The 15829-nt window shown below is 43.0% G+C and carries 12 protein-coding genes and 1 tRNA gene (1 of these 13 cut by a window edge); 3 read left to right on the forward strand and 10 right to left on the reverse strand.

Annotated elements, in window-relative coordinates; genetic code table 11:
- Positions 1 to 55 precede the first annotated feature (55 nt).
- Positions 56 to 1915, reverse strand: coding sequence for a hybrid histidine kinase/response regulator HrmK (hrmK, locus tag CYLST_RS08390; RefSeq protein WP_015207284.1), 1860 nt, complete (start codon positions 1913 to 1915; stop codon positions 56 to 58).
- Between the two features lie 183 nt (positions 1916 to 2098).
- Here hrmK and CYLST_RS08395 point away from each other — a divergent pair, with 183 nt between their 5' ends.
- On the forward strand, positions 2099 to 2965 hold the full coding sequence (locus CYLST_RS08395) for a branched-chain amino acid ABC transporter permease (RefSeq protein ID WP_015207285.1): 867 nt from the start codon (positions 2099 to 2101) through the stop codon (positions 2963 to 2965).
- Between the two features lie 21 nt (positions 2966 to 2986).
- Here CYLST_RS08395 and psaX read toward each other — a convergent pair whose 3' ends face one another.
- Positions 2987 to 3127 (reverse strand): photosystem I protein PsaX, encoded by a 141-nt coding sequence (psaX, locus tag CYLST_RS08400; protein ID WP_015207286.1) that lies wholly within the window; start codon positions 3125 to 3127, stop codon positions 2987 to 2989.
- Between the two features lie 124 nt (positions 3128 to 3251).
- On the reverse strand, positions 3252 to 4163 hold the full coding sequence (lipA, locus tag CYLST_RS08405; RefSeq protein ID WP_015207287.1) for a lipoyl synthase: 912 nt from the start codon (positions 4161 to 4163) through the stop codon (positions 3252 to 3254).
- A 238-nt stretch (positions 4164 to 4401) separates the two neighbouring features.
- Here lipA and CYLST_RS08410 point away from each other — a divergent pair, with 238 nt between their 5' ends.
- Positions 4402 to 4977: a response regulator gene (locus CYLST_RS08410; protein WP_015207288.1), complete on the forward strand. Its 576-nt coding sequence runs from the start codon at positions 4402 to 4404 to the stop codon at positions 4975 to 4977.
- Positions 4978 to 5222: 245 nt separating this feature from the next.
- On the opposite strand, the gene CYLST_RS08415 is transcribed toward CYLST_RS08410, so the two are convergent.
- From CYLST_RS08415 to CYLST_RS08445, 7 genes are all read right to left on the reverse strand, one after another.
- Positions 5223 to 7607: a WD40 repeat domain-containing protein gene (locus tag CYLST_RS08415; protein WP_015207289.1), complete on the reverse strand. Its 2385-nt coding sequence runs from the start codon at positions 7605 to 7607 to the stop codon at positions 5223 to 5225.
- A 348-nt stretch (positions 7608 to 7955) separates the two neighbouring features.
- Positions 7956 to 8345, reverse strand: a complete 390-nt coding sequence (locus tag CYLST_RS08420) for a hypothetical protein (RefSeq protein WP_015207290.1) — start codon at positions 8343 to 8345, stop codon at positions 7956 to 7958.
- A gap of 427 nt (positions 8346 to 8772) precedes the next feature.
- Positions 8773 to 10251 (reverse strand): CoA-acylating methylmalonate-semialdehyde dehydrogenase, encoded by a 1479-nt coding sequence (locus CYLST_RS08425; protein ID WP_015207291.1) that lies wholly within the window; start codon positions 10249 to 10251, stop codon positions 8773 to 8775.
- 299 nt (positions 10252 to 10550) lie between these two features.
- The gene (locus CYLST_RS08430) at positions 10551 to 11288 is read right to left on the reverse strand and encodes a Uma2 family endonuclease (RefSeq protein ID WP_015207293.1); all 738 of its coding nucleotides are present in this window, start codon (positions 11286 to 11288) and stop codon (positions 10551 to 10553) included.
- A 117-nt stretch (positions 11289 to 11405) separates the two neighbouring features.
- Positions 11406 to 13172, reverse strand: a complete 1767-nt coding sequence (gene argS, locus CYLST_RS08435) for an arginine--tRNA ligase (protein ID WP_015207294.1) — start codon at positions 13170 to 13172, stop codon at positions 11406 to 11408.
- A 741-nt stretch (positions 13173 to 13913) separates the two neighbouring features.
- Positions 13914 to 13998 (reverse strand) — tRNA-Ser (locus tag CYLST_RS08440).
- Positions 13999 to 14129: 131 nt separating this feature from the next.
- Positions 14130 to 15050 (reverse strand): TIGR04168 family protein, encoded by a 921-nt coding sequence (locus CYLST_RS08445; protein ID WP_015207295.1) that lies wholly within the window; start codon positions 15048 to 15050, stop codon positions 14130 to 14132.
- Between the two features lie 149 nt (positions 15051 to 15199).
- Here CYLST_RS08445 and nadA point away from each other — a divergent pair, with 149 nt between their 5' ends.
- A protein-coding gene (gene nadA / locus CYLST_RS08450; RefSeq protein WP_015207296.1) for a quinolinate synthase NadA crosses the window boundary here: on the forward strand, positions 15200 to 15829 show its 5' portion. 345 nt of this gene lie beyond the right edge of the window; only the first 630 of its 975 coding nucleotides appear in the window; the start codon lies at positions 15200 to 15202; its stop codon lies off the right edge, out of view.

Consider the following 15829-nt stretch of genomic DNA (forward strand, 5'->3'; position numbering starts at 1 on the left):
TCCTACCAAAACCTTATAGCACCCAACAAATTCTATTTTAGGCGCTGGTCATTGGTCATTGGTCATTACCCAACAGTGGTTTGCTATACTTTGCTACTAAACTTGCTAAAAGTGGTAAATCAATCGGTTTAGAAATATAGTCATTAACACCAGATGCCAGACAAGTTTCGCGATCGCCTTTCATGGCCATTGCTGTTTGGGCAATAATCGGTATCTGCTGATATTGCTGATGCGATCGCAGTTGTTGCACCAAATTAAGACCATTTGCATCCGGCAGGGTTACATCCATTAAAATCACTGTCGGTTCTATCTGTTTTAGAGTTACCCACATTTGGGCAGCAGTCATTACCCAACTTACCTGATATCCTAATTTACTGAGATAAATTCCCATCAACTCGGCATTGGGTGCGTTATCTTCCACCAACAAAATCTCTCGAGAGGCGCTTGGAGTGATCGGATTTTCTGAAATCGGGGAATGACTTTCTGCCAATCTTCCTAGCTGCTGATCTTCCACTGCTGCCAAAACCTCCCCAATTGGCTCGAGGGGTAGGGCGATGGTGAACCGCGAGCCGTGACCGACTTCCGATACCACTTCCAAAGAACCACCATGAATTTCCGCAAGTTTCCGAGTCACTACTAAGCCCAAACCAGTACCTTCATTGCGACCAGCTAGAGGGTTAATAATTTGGTGATAAGGTTGAAACAGTTGATCTAGGTTTTCCTGCGCGATGCCAGTGCCAGTATCCCAAACTGTAAAATGCACAAATCCACCTTTGGGAATAACCTCTAACCCAACAATGCCCCTGCTAGTAAATTTGAGGGCATTGAAGAGTAAATTCAACAGCATTTGCTTGAGTCGTAAGGGGTCAGCTATTAGGGTTGTGACATGAGAATCTACTTCTAGACGTAGTTTCAAACCCCTATTAGCAGCTTTCTCTTTCACTAAAGCGAAAACATTGCGACACAAAACTGGAACATCCACTATTTCCCACTGTACTTCCAGTTGGTTTGCCTCAATTTTGGAGAGATCCAAAATATCATTAATCAAACCTAGGAGATGTTTACCGCTTGATTGGATGATCTTTAAATACTCTTGGTGGCGCTCTCTAGTTGGATCGTAGCCTTGGGCTAAGAGCAGGTGGGTGAATCCAATAATCGAACTTAGTGGTGTGCGGATTTCGTGACTGGTATTTGCCAAAAATTGGTTTTTGAGTTGATTGGTGCGTTCCAGTTCCTGATTAGAGCTACCTAAGTTTTGAGAGCGTTGCTGCAAAGATTGTATTTGCTTCAGATGTGCTAAGGATTTAGCGCACTGCTGGGCTGTTCTTGTCACCAATTGCGATCTAAGTTGAGCTTGTGATGCTTTGAGTGAGCCGCCATTAGACCGAATGCGTGTTGTAGCGATAATTAGCCAGCCGACGACGATCACACCGTTAGCATCCTCGACTAAACGCCAAGCACTCTGTGGTTGTTGTTTTTCCATGTACTGCAAATCTTCAAGAGTTATCACCTCTTTTAATTTCAACCACAGCTTTTTTCCAGTTTTGGGCATCACTTCTAGAAGTGGATGTTGCGATCTCCGGGATGGGGAACGAGAAACAAAGCAAATTTCACCAACTGTTTCTTGTGGTTGAAACAGAGCGATGCCTACTGCACACTGCGTAAACGCCATTCTATTGGTGTTTAAAGCGGTATTGAGTTCGTTCACCACAGTTTGGAAAATTTCTGCTTCTGTGGCTGTTGCTTGTGAAATCGTGGTAAAAGCAGAAAACAGACAATCACTAAGGCGACTTTGCAACTGATTCAAGCTGCTCTCCAGCCACAACTCGGCACGAAGTTGCTGGATTGTTTTCAAAAGAGTTGGCGTTGCATCTATCGGTGAGTTCTGTTCTGGTAAGCTTGAAGACTGCTGCATGGCCAATTAGACCGCTGAACAAATTTAGCTTCGCACAAAAATGCGAACAGGATTCTATGTATATTAACGCACGAATCTTTTTTTTTGATCAACCATAACTGATAGTGTCGATTGTAACTGTTTATCGAAAAACTATTAAAGGAAATCACACACTTAAAAATTTCTTGATAGCAACTTCAAAATATGGATGCACAACTGACTCAATTAATTATCAATGGGATTGCTGTGGGGAGCATTATTGCTCTAGCAGCAGTCGGACTCACCCTTACCTATGGAATTTTGCGGTTGTCTAATTTTGCCCACGGGGATTTTCTAACTTTGGGGGCTTATCTGACGCTGTGGGTAAATACCATTGGGGTAAATATTTGGCTGTCGATGATTTTGGCAGCAGCAGGAACTGTAGCTGCGATGCTGTTGGCAGAAAAATTGCTCTGGTCAAGAATGCGCTCGCTCCGTGCTACTTCCACGACACTGATTATTATCTCTATCGGACTTGCCTTATTCCTTCGTAATGGAATTATTTTCCTTTGGGGGGGGAAAAACCAGAACTATAATCTACCTGTTACCCCTGCCTTAGAAATTTGGGGATTAAAAGTCCCGCAAAATCAATTATTGGTACTGGGGTTGGCAGTTCTGGCAATTTTGGGGCTACACTACCTGCTGCAAAACACCAAAATCGGTAAGGCGATGCGAGCAGTTGCTGACGATTTGGATTTAGCCAGAGTTTCTGGCATCAATGTTGACAGAGTAATTTTCTGGACTTGGCTAATTGCTGGCACTTTCACTTCTTTGGGCGGCAGTATGTATGGGTTGATTACAGCCGTGCGACCGAATATGGGCTGGTTTTTGATTTTGCCTTTGTTTGCCTCTGTAATTCTTGGGGGAATTGGTAACCCCTACGGTGCGATCGCAGCTGCTTTTATGATTGGCATTGCCCAAGAGATCAGTACGCCTTGGCTTGGTTCTCAGTACAAACAAGGTATAGCCCTATTGATGATGATTTTGGTGCTGCTCATTCGTCCCAAAGGTTTGTTCAAAGGCACAATTTGAGCAGCACCACTCCATTTCTAACTAGTCAATGATGTGGAAGTAATAGGCTGCTACCAAGAAGTTGATAGCCAATAGCAGTAATGCCCAACCTGTGCGAAAGGGATAGGGAGGTTTAGCTCCAGTTTCCACAACTGCTGAATTATTCTTGCTTTTAGCGGTCATAAGCGGTTTACCTAAATTTCAGGACTGTTTAAGAAATACCAAACAGCTGCGCCAATTGCCCAAATTCTTTAAAAATATTTGTGTGGGCATGAGTAATTGGGTAATTGGGGCTAGGGAAAAACTATTACCCATTACCCGCTTCCCCTGCGTGGTAGGAGCTACGAACCAAAGGAGCAGAACGGACATGGCTAAATCCCATGGACGATGCTATGCTGCCCAGTTGAGCAAATTCCTCTGGCGTCCAGTATTTTTGCACGGGCAGATGTTCTAAGGAAGGACGCATATACTGACCCATAGTTAGGCGATCGCACCCTACAGCCCTGAGATCCGCCATTGTGGCGATTACTTCGGCGATAGTTTCTCCGTGTCCCAGCATCAAACCTGATTTAGTGGGAATAGTCGGATCAATTTCTTTGACTACAGCCAGCACCCGCAGAGAGCGATCGTACTTTGCCCCCCGACGCACTGGGCCAGTTAGCCGTCGCACCGTCTCAATATTATGGTTGAAACAAGCCGGCTTGGCAGTCACAATCATTGCTATTCGCTCGTATTGACCTGTCTCCCCTACACCCGCACCACCCCAAAAGTCTGGTGTCAGCACTTCAATTTGAGTTTCTGGTTGCGATCGGCGGATAGTCTCCATCGTCTTTACAAAGTGGACTGCTCCCCCATCGGGCAAATCATCACGGGCTACAGAAGTTAACACCACATAACGCAATCCCAAAAGCTGCACCGCCTCTGCCACCTTTTGTGCTTCCTCTGGATCAACAGGCATCGGTGCATGACCTTTATCTACTTGACAAAAAGCACAAGAGCGTGTGCAAGTTGGACCCATGAGTAAAAAAGTAGCAGTTTTTTGGGCATAGCACTCTCCCCGGTTAGGACAGCGTCCTTCTTCGCAAATCGTGTGAATTTGGCGCTGCTTAATAATCCGTTGTACGGTAGAGAGTTCACTGGCTTTGCCGATGGGGCGGCGCAACCACCCAGGCATTGCCGTAATTTCCGACTTGAGTTCGGCTTTTTGTGACGAAGTCATAGACATCCAAGCAAGACGCAAAGATATAGTAGACCAGTTTCCTAGTCCCTGAAATTACCATGACACAAATTGGTAAAAACACAAGCAGAAGTTTCAGAAAACACCTCCAGCATTCTCACTTACACCGAAAATATACTCTCCCCCAAACAACCTAAATTTTGGATATAGTAGGAGAATTCTTAAGGTCAATCGGCAAATCCGCCATCTACACTTAAAGTTTCTGGTAGAGCAATCAGTCGTGGCAAGTAACAAAATTTTAGTTATCGATGACACCACAGTTGTCAGGGTAAAAGTACGAGAAATGTTGCCTCCGGGCAATTTCGAGGTCTTGGAAGCAAAAGACGGTTTGGAAGGATACAATCTCATCCGTGAGGAAAAACTCAGCCTGATTATGTTAGATTTCCTGTTACCTAAAATGAGTGGCTGGGAAGTTTTCCAGCAAATTCAAGCCCAACCGGAGTTAAGGAAAATTCCCTTGGTTATTATGTCTGGTCGTAAGGAAGAGGTGACAGAGAAATTTCAAGAACCCTTTGAATATTTTGAATTTCTCGGCAAGCCTTTTGACCAGAAGCAACTAATTAGCGCGATTCAGTCAGCGATGAAAAAGGCTAAACTGCCGCGCCCCACCGTCCCAGTAACCGCCGCTTCCCCAAAAAATGGCGCAGGAGCAGTTACAACCTCTAGTAATGGAGCAGTTTCCACGGCAGAAATTAACGCACTGAATGAAAAAATTGTCAAGATGCAGGCGGAAATTGATGGTTTAAAGAAACAGCTATCTCAGGTTGTGACTTTTATTAAACAGAAAATCAAGTAGCATTTTTGCTGCCTATTATCCTTGCCGCTCACAATACCCGTCTAGCAAAACAGTCCTAGACCTACCAAACCTGCCGGAGTTTACTCTTTAGCTAAAGGGAACGGCAGGCTTTTTAGTTTGGGCTGTTACAGACAAATTTGCGTGCTATCTACACTTATAAGGTATCGATAATTAGCGATCGCAGAATTAGGATCAATTCCATAAAATCTATCTCCTCAGCTGATGAATAATCCTGAACACACCAGTTAGACTGAGAAGCCAGCTATAGGTTTTAGATACAATATTTTGCAATCTGAATTGCTTACCACCTGCCAAATTTTAATCGTTTTGTCAGTGCTACCACTGCCGAGAAACTTACCATCTACACTCAGGGCAACTGAATTTACTGAACCAGAATGTCCTGTGAGGGTTTGCAGCAGTTCGCCTGTAGAAAGATGCCACATTTTGATGGTGGTGTCTGCACTGCCACTCCAGAGGGTTTGACCATCCGGACTAATGGCGATGGATTTTACCTCGTCTGAGTGTCCAGTCAAGGTATGCAGCAGTTTACCTGTGTTCAGGTGCCAAATTTTGATAGTTTTGTCTGCACTGGCGCTCAAAAGGATTTTGGCATTTGGACTGATGGCTATTGATGTTACCTCACCTGTATGACCTGTGAGTGTGCGTAACGGATCGCCGCTGTGTGGGTTCCACAGCCTGATTTTGGTGTCAGAACTGCCGCTGGCGAGGATAGTACCATCGGTGCTGATGGCAATGGCATGAACGGCGGATGTATGCCAAAGAGTACAAATGCGATCGCCTTTATGCAAATTCCAAATCTTGATTTTATGACTGCCACTGGCGAGAATCTGCCCATCTGGACTAATTGCCACAACATTGACTGGTTTTTGATGACCTAATAGCGTATGCAGTAGTTTACCCGTTTTTAAATGCCACACTTTGACATTACTTTGGGGGTGTTCGCAACTGCCAACTGCCAAAAAATTGCCATTAGGACTCACCGCCACAGATGAGACTTCTCCTAAATTTCCTGTAAAAGTGCGGATTAGTTTACCTGTTTTGAGATTCCAGACATTAATAGTTTTATCTGCACATCCACTAACTAACATTTCGCCATCAGGACTAATTGCTACTGATGCAACTTTACTGGAATGTCCTGTGAGGGTATATCTAATATTGACAGATTCTAGATTGCGTTTGTCTTTGAGATGGGCAATATCCTCTAAAAGTCTGTCAACACAAACAACACTTTCAGTATCACCAACTGCCGCAAAATATTTTCTTAACTTTTGGACATATTCCTCATCTTCTATCCTAACGGCTAATTGCATCGCCTCCAGGGGGCTATTTACTTCTTGGGCTGATACTTGCCGCAGTTGTAACCATGTACTGATCGAGTAATCAACCTGTTCCTGTGACCAAGAGATATCAGGTAAATTAGATAAACTTTGGGCTAATTGCAAAGCCAACTCTGGTATCCAGAAATGTCTCTCGGTTTGTAAGGCTTGGTAGACTTGTTTGTAACCTGTGGCAATGGCTTGCACTGATTGTAAATCTAGCCCATTTATCAGCAAGCTTGGCAGTAACTCTGGTAATAGAGGAGATACATCATTATGAACTAAGTGATAAGCATCCGCCACCCAAGCAGCAACTAAACAGTGACAGGTAATTAAAACCTGAGAAAATTTTTCTAAATCCTGATGATTAATTTGGTATTGTAATCCTAAATTACTAACATTAATTCCTTGATTTTCCCATTTCTCTGACTTTTCTAAAATTGCTAAATTAATTGTATTCTCCCTGCCAAAATTATTAATTTCTTCAGCATTTTCTCCCAGACTGAGCAGTTCATCTCTAACTTTCTTCCACTCCAAGGCACGAGTTTTAGCAAACCCATCTAAAATTTCTCGATAAGGTAAACGAGAAATTGTCTGGTAGTAATAATTACCTTGTCCTAATCCCCAGTAAGCAATCCGAAAATTTAGATGATCTCCATCATTTTCAGATTCTAAAATTAAAATAGGCTCTGTTTTTAATGCACAAAAAAGAGCTTTAATGCTGGATTCACTATGAAAACGTTTACTATCCCAAGCTCCCGCTAAAAATTCCGTCGGTCTATCTGGATTGTGCAGAGAATAATGCTTATTGATAAACTCTCGTACCCCTTCAGCTAACCTTAGTTCAATTTCGGAAAGTCCTTCAGTCCCGTGGTCAAATCGGTCAAACTGCACTCGCGGCGGTGCCAGAAAAATTTTTAGTGGGGTGCGTCCATTACTGATGTGAGATTCTAAAATTTGCGAAGGATATAATCTCAACGGCCAGCTATCGATAATTTTATGAACTTCTGGCAACTTGAGTGCTGTTTCTCGCTCTTTCTGGGCTATTTTAGATTGCGTTTCATTATAGTAAACTGCTAATTGCTGTTGCAGAGATTTTTGTTGTGAAAATTCGGCAATAGAACTATCTATCTGGGTAATACTATTTACAGTTTCAATGAATCCTTGGATTGATTTGGGGAACTGGTAGTTATTGGTAGTTAGACTAGCTGCTGTTCTCTTTTGGATGAGATTTACCATCACAGGTGCAAACTCTAATACCAGTTGAATTAGTAACCTTAAACCTGGCTCCATAAGCAGACTCCTGTTAAATAAATAACATTAACATTGTGCTGCAAGGACGAGTAGCAATTTGACTGCTTCTGTTATCCATATATTGCTCATATTACTACTTGAAAGTATTATCCTTTATCAGCCCATAAAGATTACACTAAAAATGAATCCAGAACAAGATTGAAATTAAAAAACCTCAGCTATTCGGTCAGGGTTAGCTGAGGTATAACTATTAAATTTAAGCTTATAGCTCGATAATTAATTCAATCATTCTATGAACTGGGTTTATTGAGATTAGGCTAACTAAATCTCAATCTGACAGTAGTTATCTGCTACTTTTAAGGCTAAATATTCTTTTTCTAACAGAAATTAAAATTTTATTCCCAGTTGTCCATTTATCCCTCTAACAGAATTGTAACCAGCACCGACAAAAACGTGCTTGGTAGCGCTTACTTGCACACCACCGGAAACTGCAACGCCCTTATCTTCTGAATATAAGCCAACTCCTACATAGGGTGAAATTACAGGCAAACTGATAAATTTTAAAACATCTACTCCCGTAGCACCATCAGGGCCAGTTCCCAATTCAACTCCGAAATTTAAAGCCCTAGCTCCTACAGCATAGGTTGTATCGCCATCTTTTCCCCCAACTGAAACCCAAGGTTGGGGTACTATTTGTGCTGATGCTTCATTTGGGGCAAATAAAACTAACAAACCTAGTGATGTGATTAGTGTTTTGGCAATAACCGCAGTTTTCAATTTCTTTTCCTACACTCTGTTGAATTTTCATCGTTGATGACTAATATTGACGCCTGGAACCTCACCTAAGTGCCCGATAAGTGTCAGCATTATTTTGAGAATCATCGGCTGGGTAATGCCGATACTACAAACTATAGATGAGTATCAGAAATGATGTAAGAGTATTGGATATAGTGGTTTTTCTGGCAAACTTATAGGTAGTAATGATGTATCGAGGTTAATTGACAGATTATGAACTACTCAGATGAGCTTCAACACTATCTAGACGAACAGGTGTGAAACAATGAACCTCTAAACGCAATAACGGAAAGTTCCAAAGGTTGGTGTTAGAGTATCTAGCGACGAGAAATTTTTGAGGTGGATTAATCAACAGAAATCGTTATGGTTCTGCTTACTGGTGTAATCAACTAGCGGATAATGTTACAGTTCAAAACTGACGTGACCAATCGCTGGGCCAGCGTTCAACTACGACTTTGGTTTGAGTGAAAAACTCGACTGCGTGATTGCTTTGCCCATGTAAGTCACCAAAAAAACTTTCTTTCCAACCGCTAAATGGAAAAAATGCCATCGGTGCAGCAACGCCAATATTAATGCCAATATTACCCGCTTCTGCTTCGTAGCGAAACTTGCGAGATGCTGCACCACTGCTAGTAAATAAACAAGCCATGTTGCCATATTGACCGCTATTGACTAAGGCGATCGCATCATCAATACTATCCAAATGGATTAAACTCAGCACCGGGCCAAAAATTTCTGTGCGGGCAATTTTCCCCACTCGATCAACGTTTTGCAGAATCGTCGGGCGAATAAAATTACCTTGTTCATAGCCGGAAATCTTGGGATAACGCCCATCTACCAATAGGTTTGCGCCTTCCTCTCTTCCCTGTTGAATTAATTCCTCGATTCGCGTTTTACTTTGGGCGGTGATGACTGGCCCCATTTCCACACCCTGATCTAAGCCATTACCCACTATGCGCTTTTTAGCAGTTTCCGCGATCGCGTCTGTAAAGCTGTGCCGTGCTTCCCCCACGGTAACAGCAATCGATGCAGCTAAACAACGTTGTCCTGCACAACCAAAAGCACTGTCAGCAATAATACGGGTGGTCATTTCGACATCCGCATCTGGCAAAATAATAATTGGATTTTTCGCACCCCCAAGACATTGCAACCGTTTGCCATTCGCCGCCCCCCGACTATAGATATATTTAGCTACTGGGGTGGAACCGACAAAGCTAATCGCCCTGATTTTCGGGTGATCTAAAATTGCATCTACTGCTGCTTTGGCGCCGTTGACTAGATTTACAACCCCTTTGGGTAAACCAGTGCGTTCGAGTAACTGAACAATTTTTTGCATTGTCAGGGGCACTTTTTCCGACGGCTTGATAATGTAGGTATTACCGCAAGCGATCGCATAAGGTAAAAACCAAAAGGGAATCATCCCCGGAAAATTGAAAGGACAAATCACCGCCGCCACTCCCAACGGTTGGCGAATCATCGTTTCATCAATCCCCCTAGCAACATCTTCGAGGTTAGTCCCCTGCATCATCATCGGAATCCCACAAGCGACTTCCACATTTTCAATAGCGCGACGCATCTCGCCCTGAGATTCCGCCAAAGTCTTACCACATTCCAAGGTGATTGTGCGAGATAAATCTGCAAAATTTTCTTCCAACAAATTCTTGAGTTTGAATAAATATTGCACCCTCTCTGTAGGTGGAGTGCGCCGCCATGTCACAAAAGCTGTTGCGGCAGCTTCTGCGGCTTGATTCACCTCAGACGCTGGCGATAATGGAACTTGAGCGAGTAATTTTGCTGTAGCTGGGTTGATCACCGCTAAGTATTCTGTAGCGCTAGATGCAGTCCACTGGCCGTTGATATAGTTTGGTAAGACGTTGTTGTTTATCATCAGGGAAATATCAAATTAGTAGAATTAAGTTCAACGAATATGAATATTCTAAGCGTTCAAAATTCCCGATTAAATCCCCCAAGTGTTTTGGGGGAATGCGTGCAAGCTAGAGGTGAAAATCTAGAAATTATCATACCCACTCAGGTCGATAAATTACCTGAGAGTGGTGCCGACTTTAATTATTTTTTTTCTACCTTTTTGGTCTCGAAGGTAAATTCATCGGTGAAATCGTCAGGTATTTCTAAAAAATTCTCAAAGACTACAGAAGTTTGCTTGCTAAAAATTAGGATAATTCATTACTATAATTCATTTGGCTCAACACCTAATTCCTTCAATCTAGCCAGCAACTCTTCTACACGCCGTTGTGCAATTTCTCTCTGCTCTCTTTCATCCTCAGCTTGCTTTTCTGCAACTTTCGCCCTTTCTTCTGGAGTAGCTACCAACTGCTTATCAGAACTAAAAAACCTTAATTTCGACTCATAAACACCCAAAAATAACTCTAACTCTTCACTCCATAACCACCCCTCAGCAGTTGCTTCCAAAAGTTGATATTTACCACCCATTAAACGAAAGCCTCTAAACTCCAAAGTATGGGGGTGAAACCAAAAATATTCTGGTGTATGAAAAGTATTTTGATAAAGTTCAAACTTAACACCTTTATCAACTTTAGCAGTACTATCAGACAGCAATTCAATAATTACATCAGGATACTTTCCCTTTTCTGCCCATAATACCCAACTTTTGCGAGGACGGTTTTCACATCCCAAAACCACAAAGAAATCTGGACCTCTAAAGTCTCGTGTCGTAATTTGCTCTTGACTAAAATAAATTGTCAGATTTCCACTTGCATAGAAATCATTACGGTTACGCCACCAGTGCTTAAGACAAGCTAGCAGCAGTTCAATTTGTTCTCTGTGTAAATCACTTTCCAAAGGTGGTTCATCACTCCATAAATCACTAGGAGGAATAATAATATCTTCTGTATCTATATCTATAGTTAATTCAGCAGATGTTGGAAAATCTTTAGCAGCCGTCATATAGTTACTGGCTTGTGTTGCTACTTATAGTTTAACCCCAATCAACTAAAGCTTATTCACCTGCACCAAAGACGCAAAGAATATACTCTCTGCGTCTCTCTGCGTTAAAAAATACTCCTACATCCTCTCTAAAACCTGGATTCCCAACAAATTTAATCCCAGCTTCAGAGTTCTAGCTGTCAAATCACACAAAATCAACCGGGATGTCCGCTGCGGTTCTTCTGCCTCTAGTATAGGCACTCCATGAATGCGATCGTAAAACAGATTAAACTTTTTACACAACTCGTACAAATACTCGCACAAACGATTGGGTAACAAATCTTGTTCCACAGTGCTAATAACTTCATCTAGCTGAAGCAAATCCTTTGCTAACGCCAATTCTGTTGGATGTTGCAATATAACTTTTGCATTATCACCCAACTCCTGAAAATTAATATCACCTTTGCGGCTAATTCCTTGAATCCGTGCATAAGCATACAGCATATATGGTGCAGTATTGCCTTTGAGATCCAGCATTTTGTCATAGCTGAAGATGTAGTTGCTAGTCCGGTTTTGGCTTAAATCGGCATACTTCACCGCACTGATACCAACTACCTCAGCAACATTATTAATGAATTCTTCAGTTTCTTGGCGTTCTTCTTCTTGTAATCTAGCTTCTAGGTCAGCACGGGTACGAGCGATCGCTTCATCTAACAAATCCCGCAGCCGCACCGTATCCCCAGAGCGAGTTTTGAACTTTTTACCATCTTCCCCCAACACCAAACCAAAGGGAACATGGACAAGTTCTACATCATCGGGAATCCATCCAGCTTTACGCGCTACCTGGAAAAATTGAGCAAAGTGGTTTGCTTGTCCAGAATCCGTTACATAAATTATCCGCTTGGCCTCATCTTGTTGAATCCGGTAGCGGAGAGATGCTAAATCTGTTGTCGCGTAGTTATAACCACCATCGGTTTTCTGGACAATTAAAGGTAAGGGTTCCCCTTCTCTATTCGTAAACCCATCCAAGAAAACGCATTTTGCACCTTGGTTTTCTACCAATAAGCTAGATTTATCCAAATCTTCCACAATTCCAGGTAAAAAGGAGTTGTAGAAAGATTCTCCCCGTTCCATTACATGGACATCCAGCAAATCATAAATTATCTGAAACTCAAGCCGCGACTGTTCACACAGCAGTTTCCAAGCATGGATTGTATCTTCAGCCCCTGCTTGTAATCTTACGACCTCTTGCCGTGCGGTTTCTTGGAAAGCTTCATCTGTATCAAACCGCAATTTGGCTTCACGGTAAAAGCTGACTAAATCCCCAATATCTAAAGCGTTAGCAGTGGTAAGCGCTTCTGGGTATACTTCCCGCAGGTAGGTGATTAACATCCCAAACTGCGTACCCCAATCACCGACATGATTTAACCGCAGTACATCATGACCTAGAAATTCGAGAATCCGAGCGATCGCATCACCAATAATCGTAGACCGCAAATGTCCGACGTGCATTTCTTTAGCAATATTCGGACTAGAGAAATCCACAATTTCCCGTTGTGGCGTCTTCGCCATTGGCACTCCTAACCGGGGATCTGCTTGAATAGCGTTAAGTTGTGCTTCCAGGAATGCTGTTTTTAGCTTCAGATTGATAAAACCCGGGCCAGCTATCTCCAGGGGTTCGCAAATATCCGATAAATCTAGTTTATCAACGATCGCCGTTGCGATCGCCCTTGGTTGCTTTCCTAACCTTTTACTCAAAGACAAAGCCACATTCGCCTGATAATCACCAAATTTAGGATTACTCGCAGGAACCAAAATCGGATCTACCCCAGCGTAGTCAGCGCCAAAAGCAGCCACCAAAGCCTGCTCAAACTTAACTTTTAGTTGTTCTTGTGTAGCGTTCATATCTAAATTCTTATCTGTTTGCAGGGGCTATGGGCTGCTTAATGCTCGGATATTCCCCAAGGCTTGACTATTTTAGCCTTAAAATCTAGTTACATCGTCACCTTGAAGACTGTAATGGTAAATTACCACACCCTAAACTGTCTTCTTGCGGTAGAACTTCCAAACTCTGACGATACTCTAGTTACCCACATCTGAAGAATTAGCGCAGCGGGAACAGGTGGAAAGACTAGCGTGTTACAGATTATTGAGGAAATCGGGTAATACTAATTACTAATAAATGCATTTACACATATCCCTGTTCTGTAACTCTCCGAAAACATTTGCCATTTCTGAATTCTAGAGCTTTTATCTACCAAGCGATTGCACAATTTCTTTCTAATAACAAATACAACACCCATTTTTTTCTAATAGGATAGCTTGGATTGATTGGTTGATCAGGCTTTCAGAGATTGCCCTCCCGGAAAGTGACAAAAGAGGGATATGTTAGTTCTGCAACTAGAGTTGGTTTGAGTTGCTTAACTTGCTCAATTGTTCATGATATATTTAATTTAAAGTATTAAATTTTACTTTCATTTTTTGATATAACCGAATATACCCGTGTAAGGCATTAGCTCTGCTAACTGGAAGTAGCAGCTATATCAACAAACCAGATACGCTGAAATTTTTTAGTGATGGAAATTTATCGCTCTTAACTCTCAGCTTTTAAATGCGATCGCCTAATACCCTATTAAAATCTTTCAACGGAGAAGGGGAGATTCGAACTCCCGGAAGCTTTCACTTCACCTGATTTCAAGTCAGGCGCAATCGACCACTCTGCCACCTCTCCAGTAAATCTGTCGCGCTTCTGCCTACCCTTGGTCAAAAGGCCATGCAGATGCTTGCCTCAGCTAAAACTAAAGCCGACAGATAATACTATATCTCATTATCTACACAGATGGCACTACTGGAAGCGAATTTCTACGACACATTGTGCCATCGCGCATACAAAATTTCCTCCGATGCCACTTGGAAGTCATTACCCACCCAAACGAGAGAGACTTGGGAAACCACACCCTCCTCTAAGGAAACAATCGAAAAATTCCGCAGCTTCACCCCGTCGTCTTCCACAATTCTGGGCACATTTGCCGCATTCAAGTAAATTGTCCCCTCTGGACTTCTAAAAACGGGTGTTCGCGGCACCTTCTTAGTGTGCCTGAGAGTCCGGTGCATATGACCAAAAGTAACCAGAGGAATCGTTTTACCAGCAGTGAGACTCTGAGAAATCGCCTGGCCAAAATCTGGATCACCAAAATCGCCGCCAATGGGGTGCCAGTCTTTGCCGCAGGGGTCTTCAGGGCGATCGCCTAATCCGCTAGGCCCATTGTGTCCCAGAAAAATAATCGTCTCATAAGCAGCGCTTTTTACGGCTTTAACAATGCGGTCGGCGGACTCTTCCAGACTCGTCACACCATACCGTTCTTGGGAGATTTCCGCGAATCTCCACTCCGGGCCACCCCAAGTAAAGGGACGACCCCCCACCACAGTTAAATTCCAAGCTGGAAAATCCAGTTTACCGTAACCAACATGGGCTGAACCTAATAAATCCAGTTGTTCCTGTACCCAGTCTTCCTTGGAGCGGTCATAAGGACACTTCTTACGTCCCCATTCCGTGGCACTGTACCATGCATCGTGATTGCCCATTACCGCTGCTTTGGGAATGTCGAGGGATGCGATCGCTCTTACCACTTCCACCGACTCATTACCGAAATCCCCTACAAACAGCACTAAGTCCACACCCAGATGCTTGAGTGCTACACCATCTTCTACTTCCCATTGGTCGTGAACATCGCCAACTACAGCAATTTTCAGGGTTATTGATTGAGTTTTCTGACTGGTCATGCCGCTTTCCTTGCCGTCTATCTCCAGGATATGAAACTCAGCCGAATTTGGACACAATCTGGAAATATCAACCGTCCACCATTTTTGGTAAAAACTACTATAATTGAATCCACAAGAAAAATACTTGCAACTGGAAGCAACCCCTAACTGTGTTTACAACTGCACTTGCTCAACGGGACACAACCCAACCGGGTGGACTACCATTAGACTTATTTGCCGCTATTGAGGATCTCAAAAAAGAACTCAACGCGGTTATCCTGGCACATTACTATCAAGAGCCTGATATTCAGGATATCGCAGACTTTATTGGGGATTCGTTGCAACTGGCAAAAGCAGCTGAAAAAACCAATGCAGATGCGATCGTCTTTGCTGGCGTTCACTTCATGGCAGAAACAGCCAAAATCCTCAATCCAGAAAAATTGGTACTGTTACCAGATTTGAATGCTGGTTGTTCTCTAGCAGACAGTTGTCCCGCAGAGGCGTTTGCAGCTTTTAAAGCAGCGCATCCAGATCATTTGGTGATTTCTTACATCAACTGCTCTGCAGAAATTAAGGCGATGAGCGATATTATCTGCACCAGTTCCAACGCTGTGAAGATTGTGCAGCAGATACCCCAGGAGCAGCCAATTATTTTTGCCCCAGACCGGAATTTGGGGCGGTATGTGATGGAACAGACTGGGCGAGATTTGCTGCTATGGGAAGGTAGCTGTATAGTGCATGAAACCTTTTCCGAGAAGAAAATTATCCAGCTAAAAATTACACACCCAGAGGCAGAGGCA

Source organism: Cylindrospermum stagnale PCC 7417 (genome assembly GCF_000317535.1).
Taxonomy (GTDB): Bacteria; Cyanobacteriota; Cyanobacteriia; order Cyanobacteriales; family Nostocaceae; genus Cylindrospermum; species Cylindrospermum stagnale.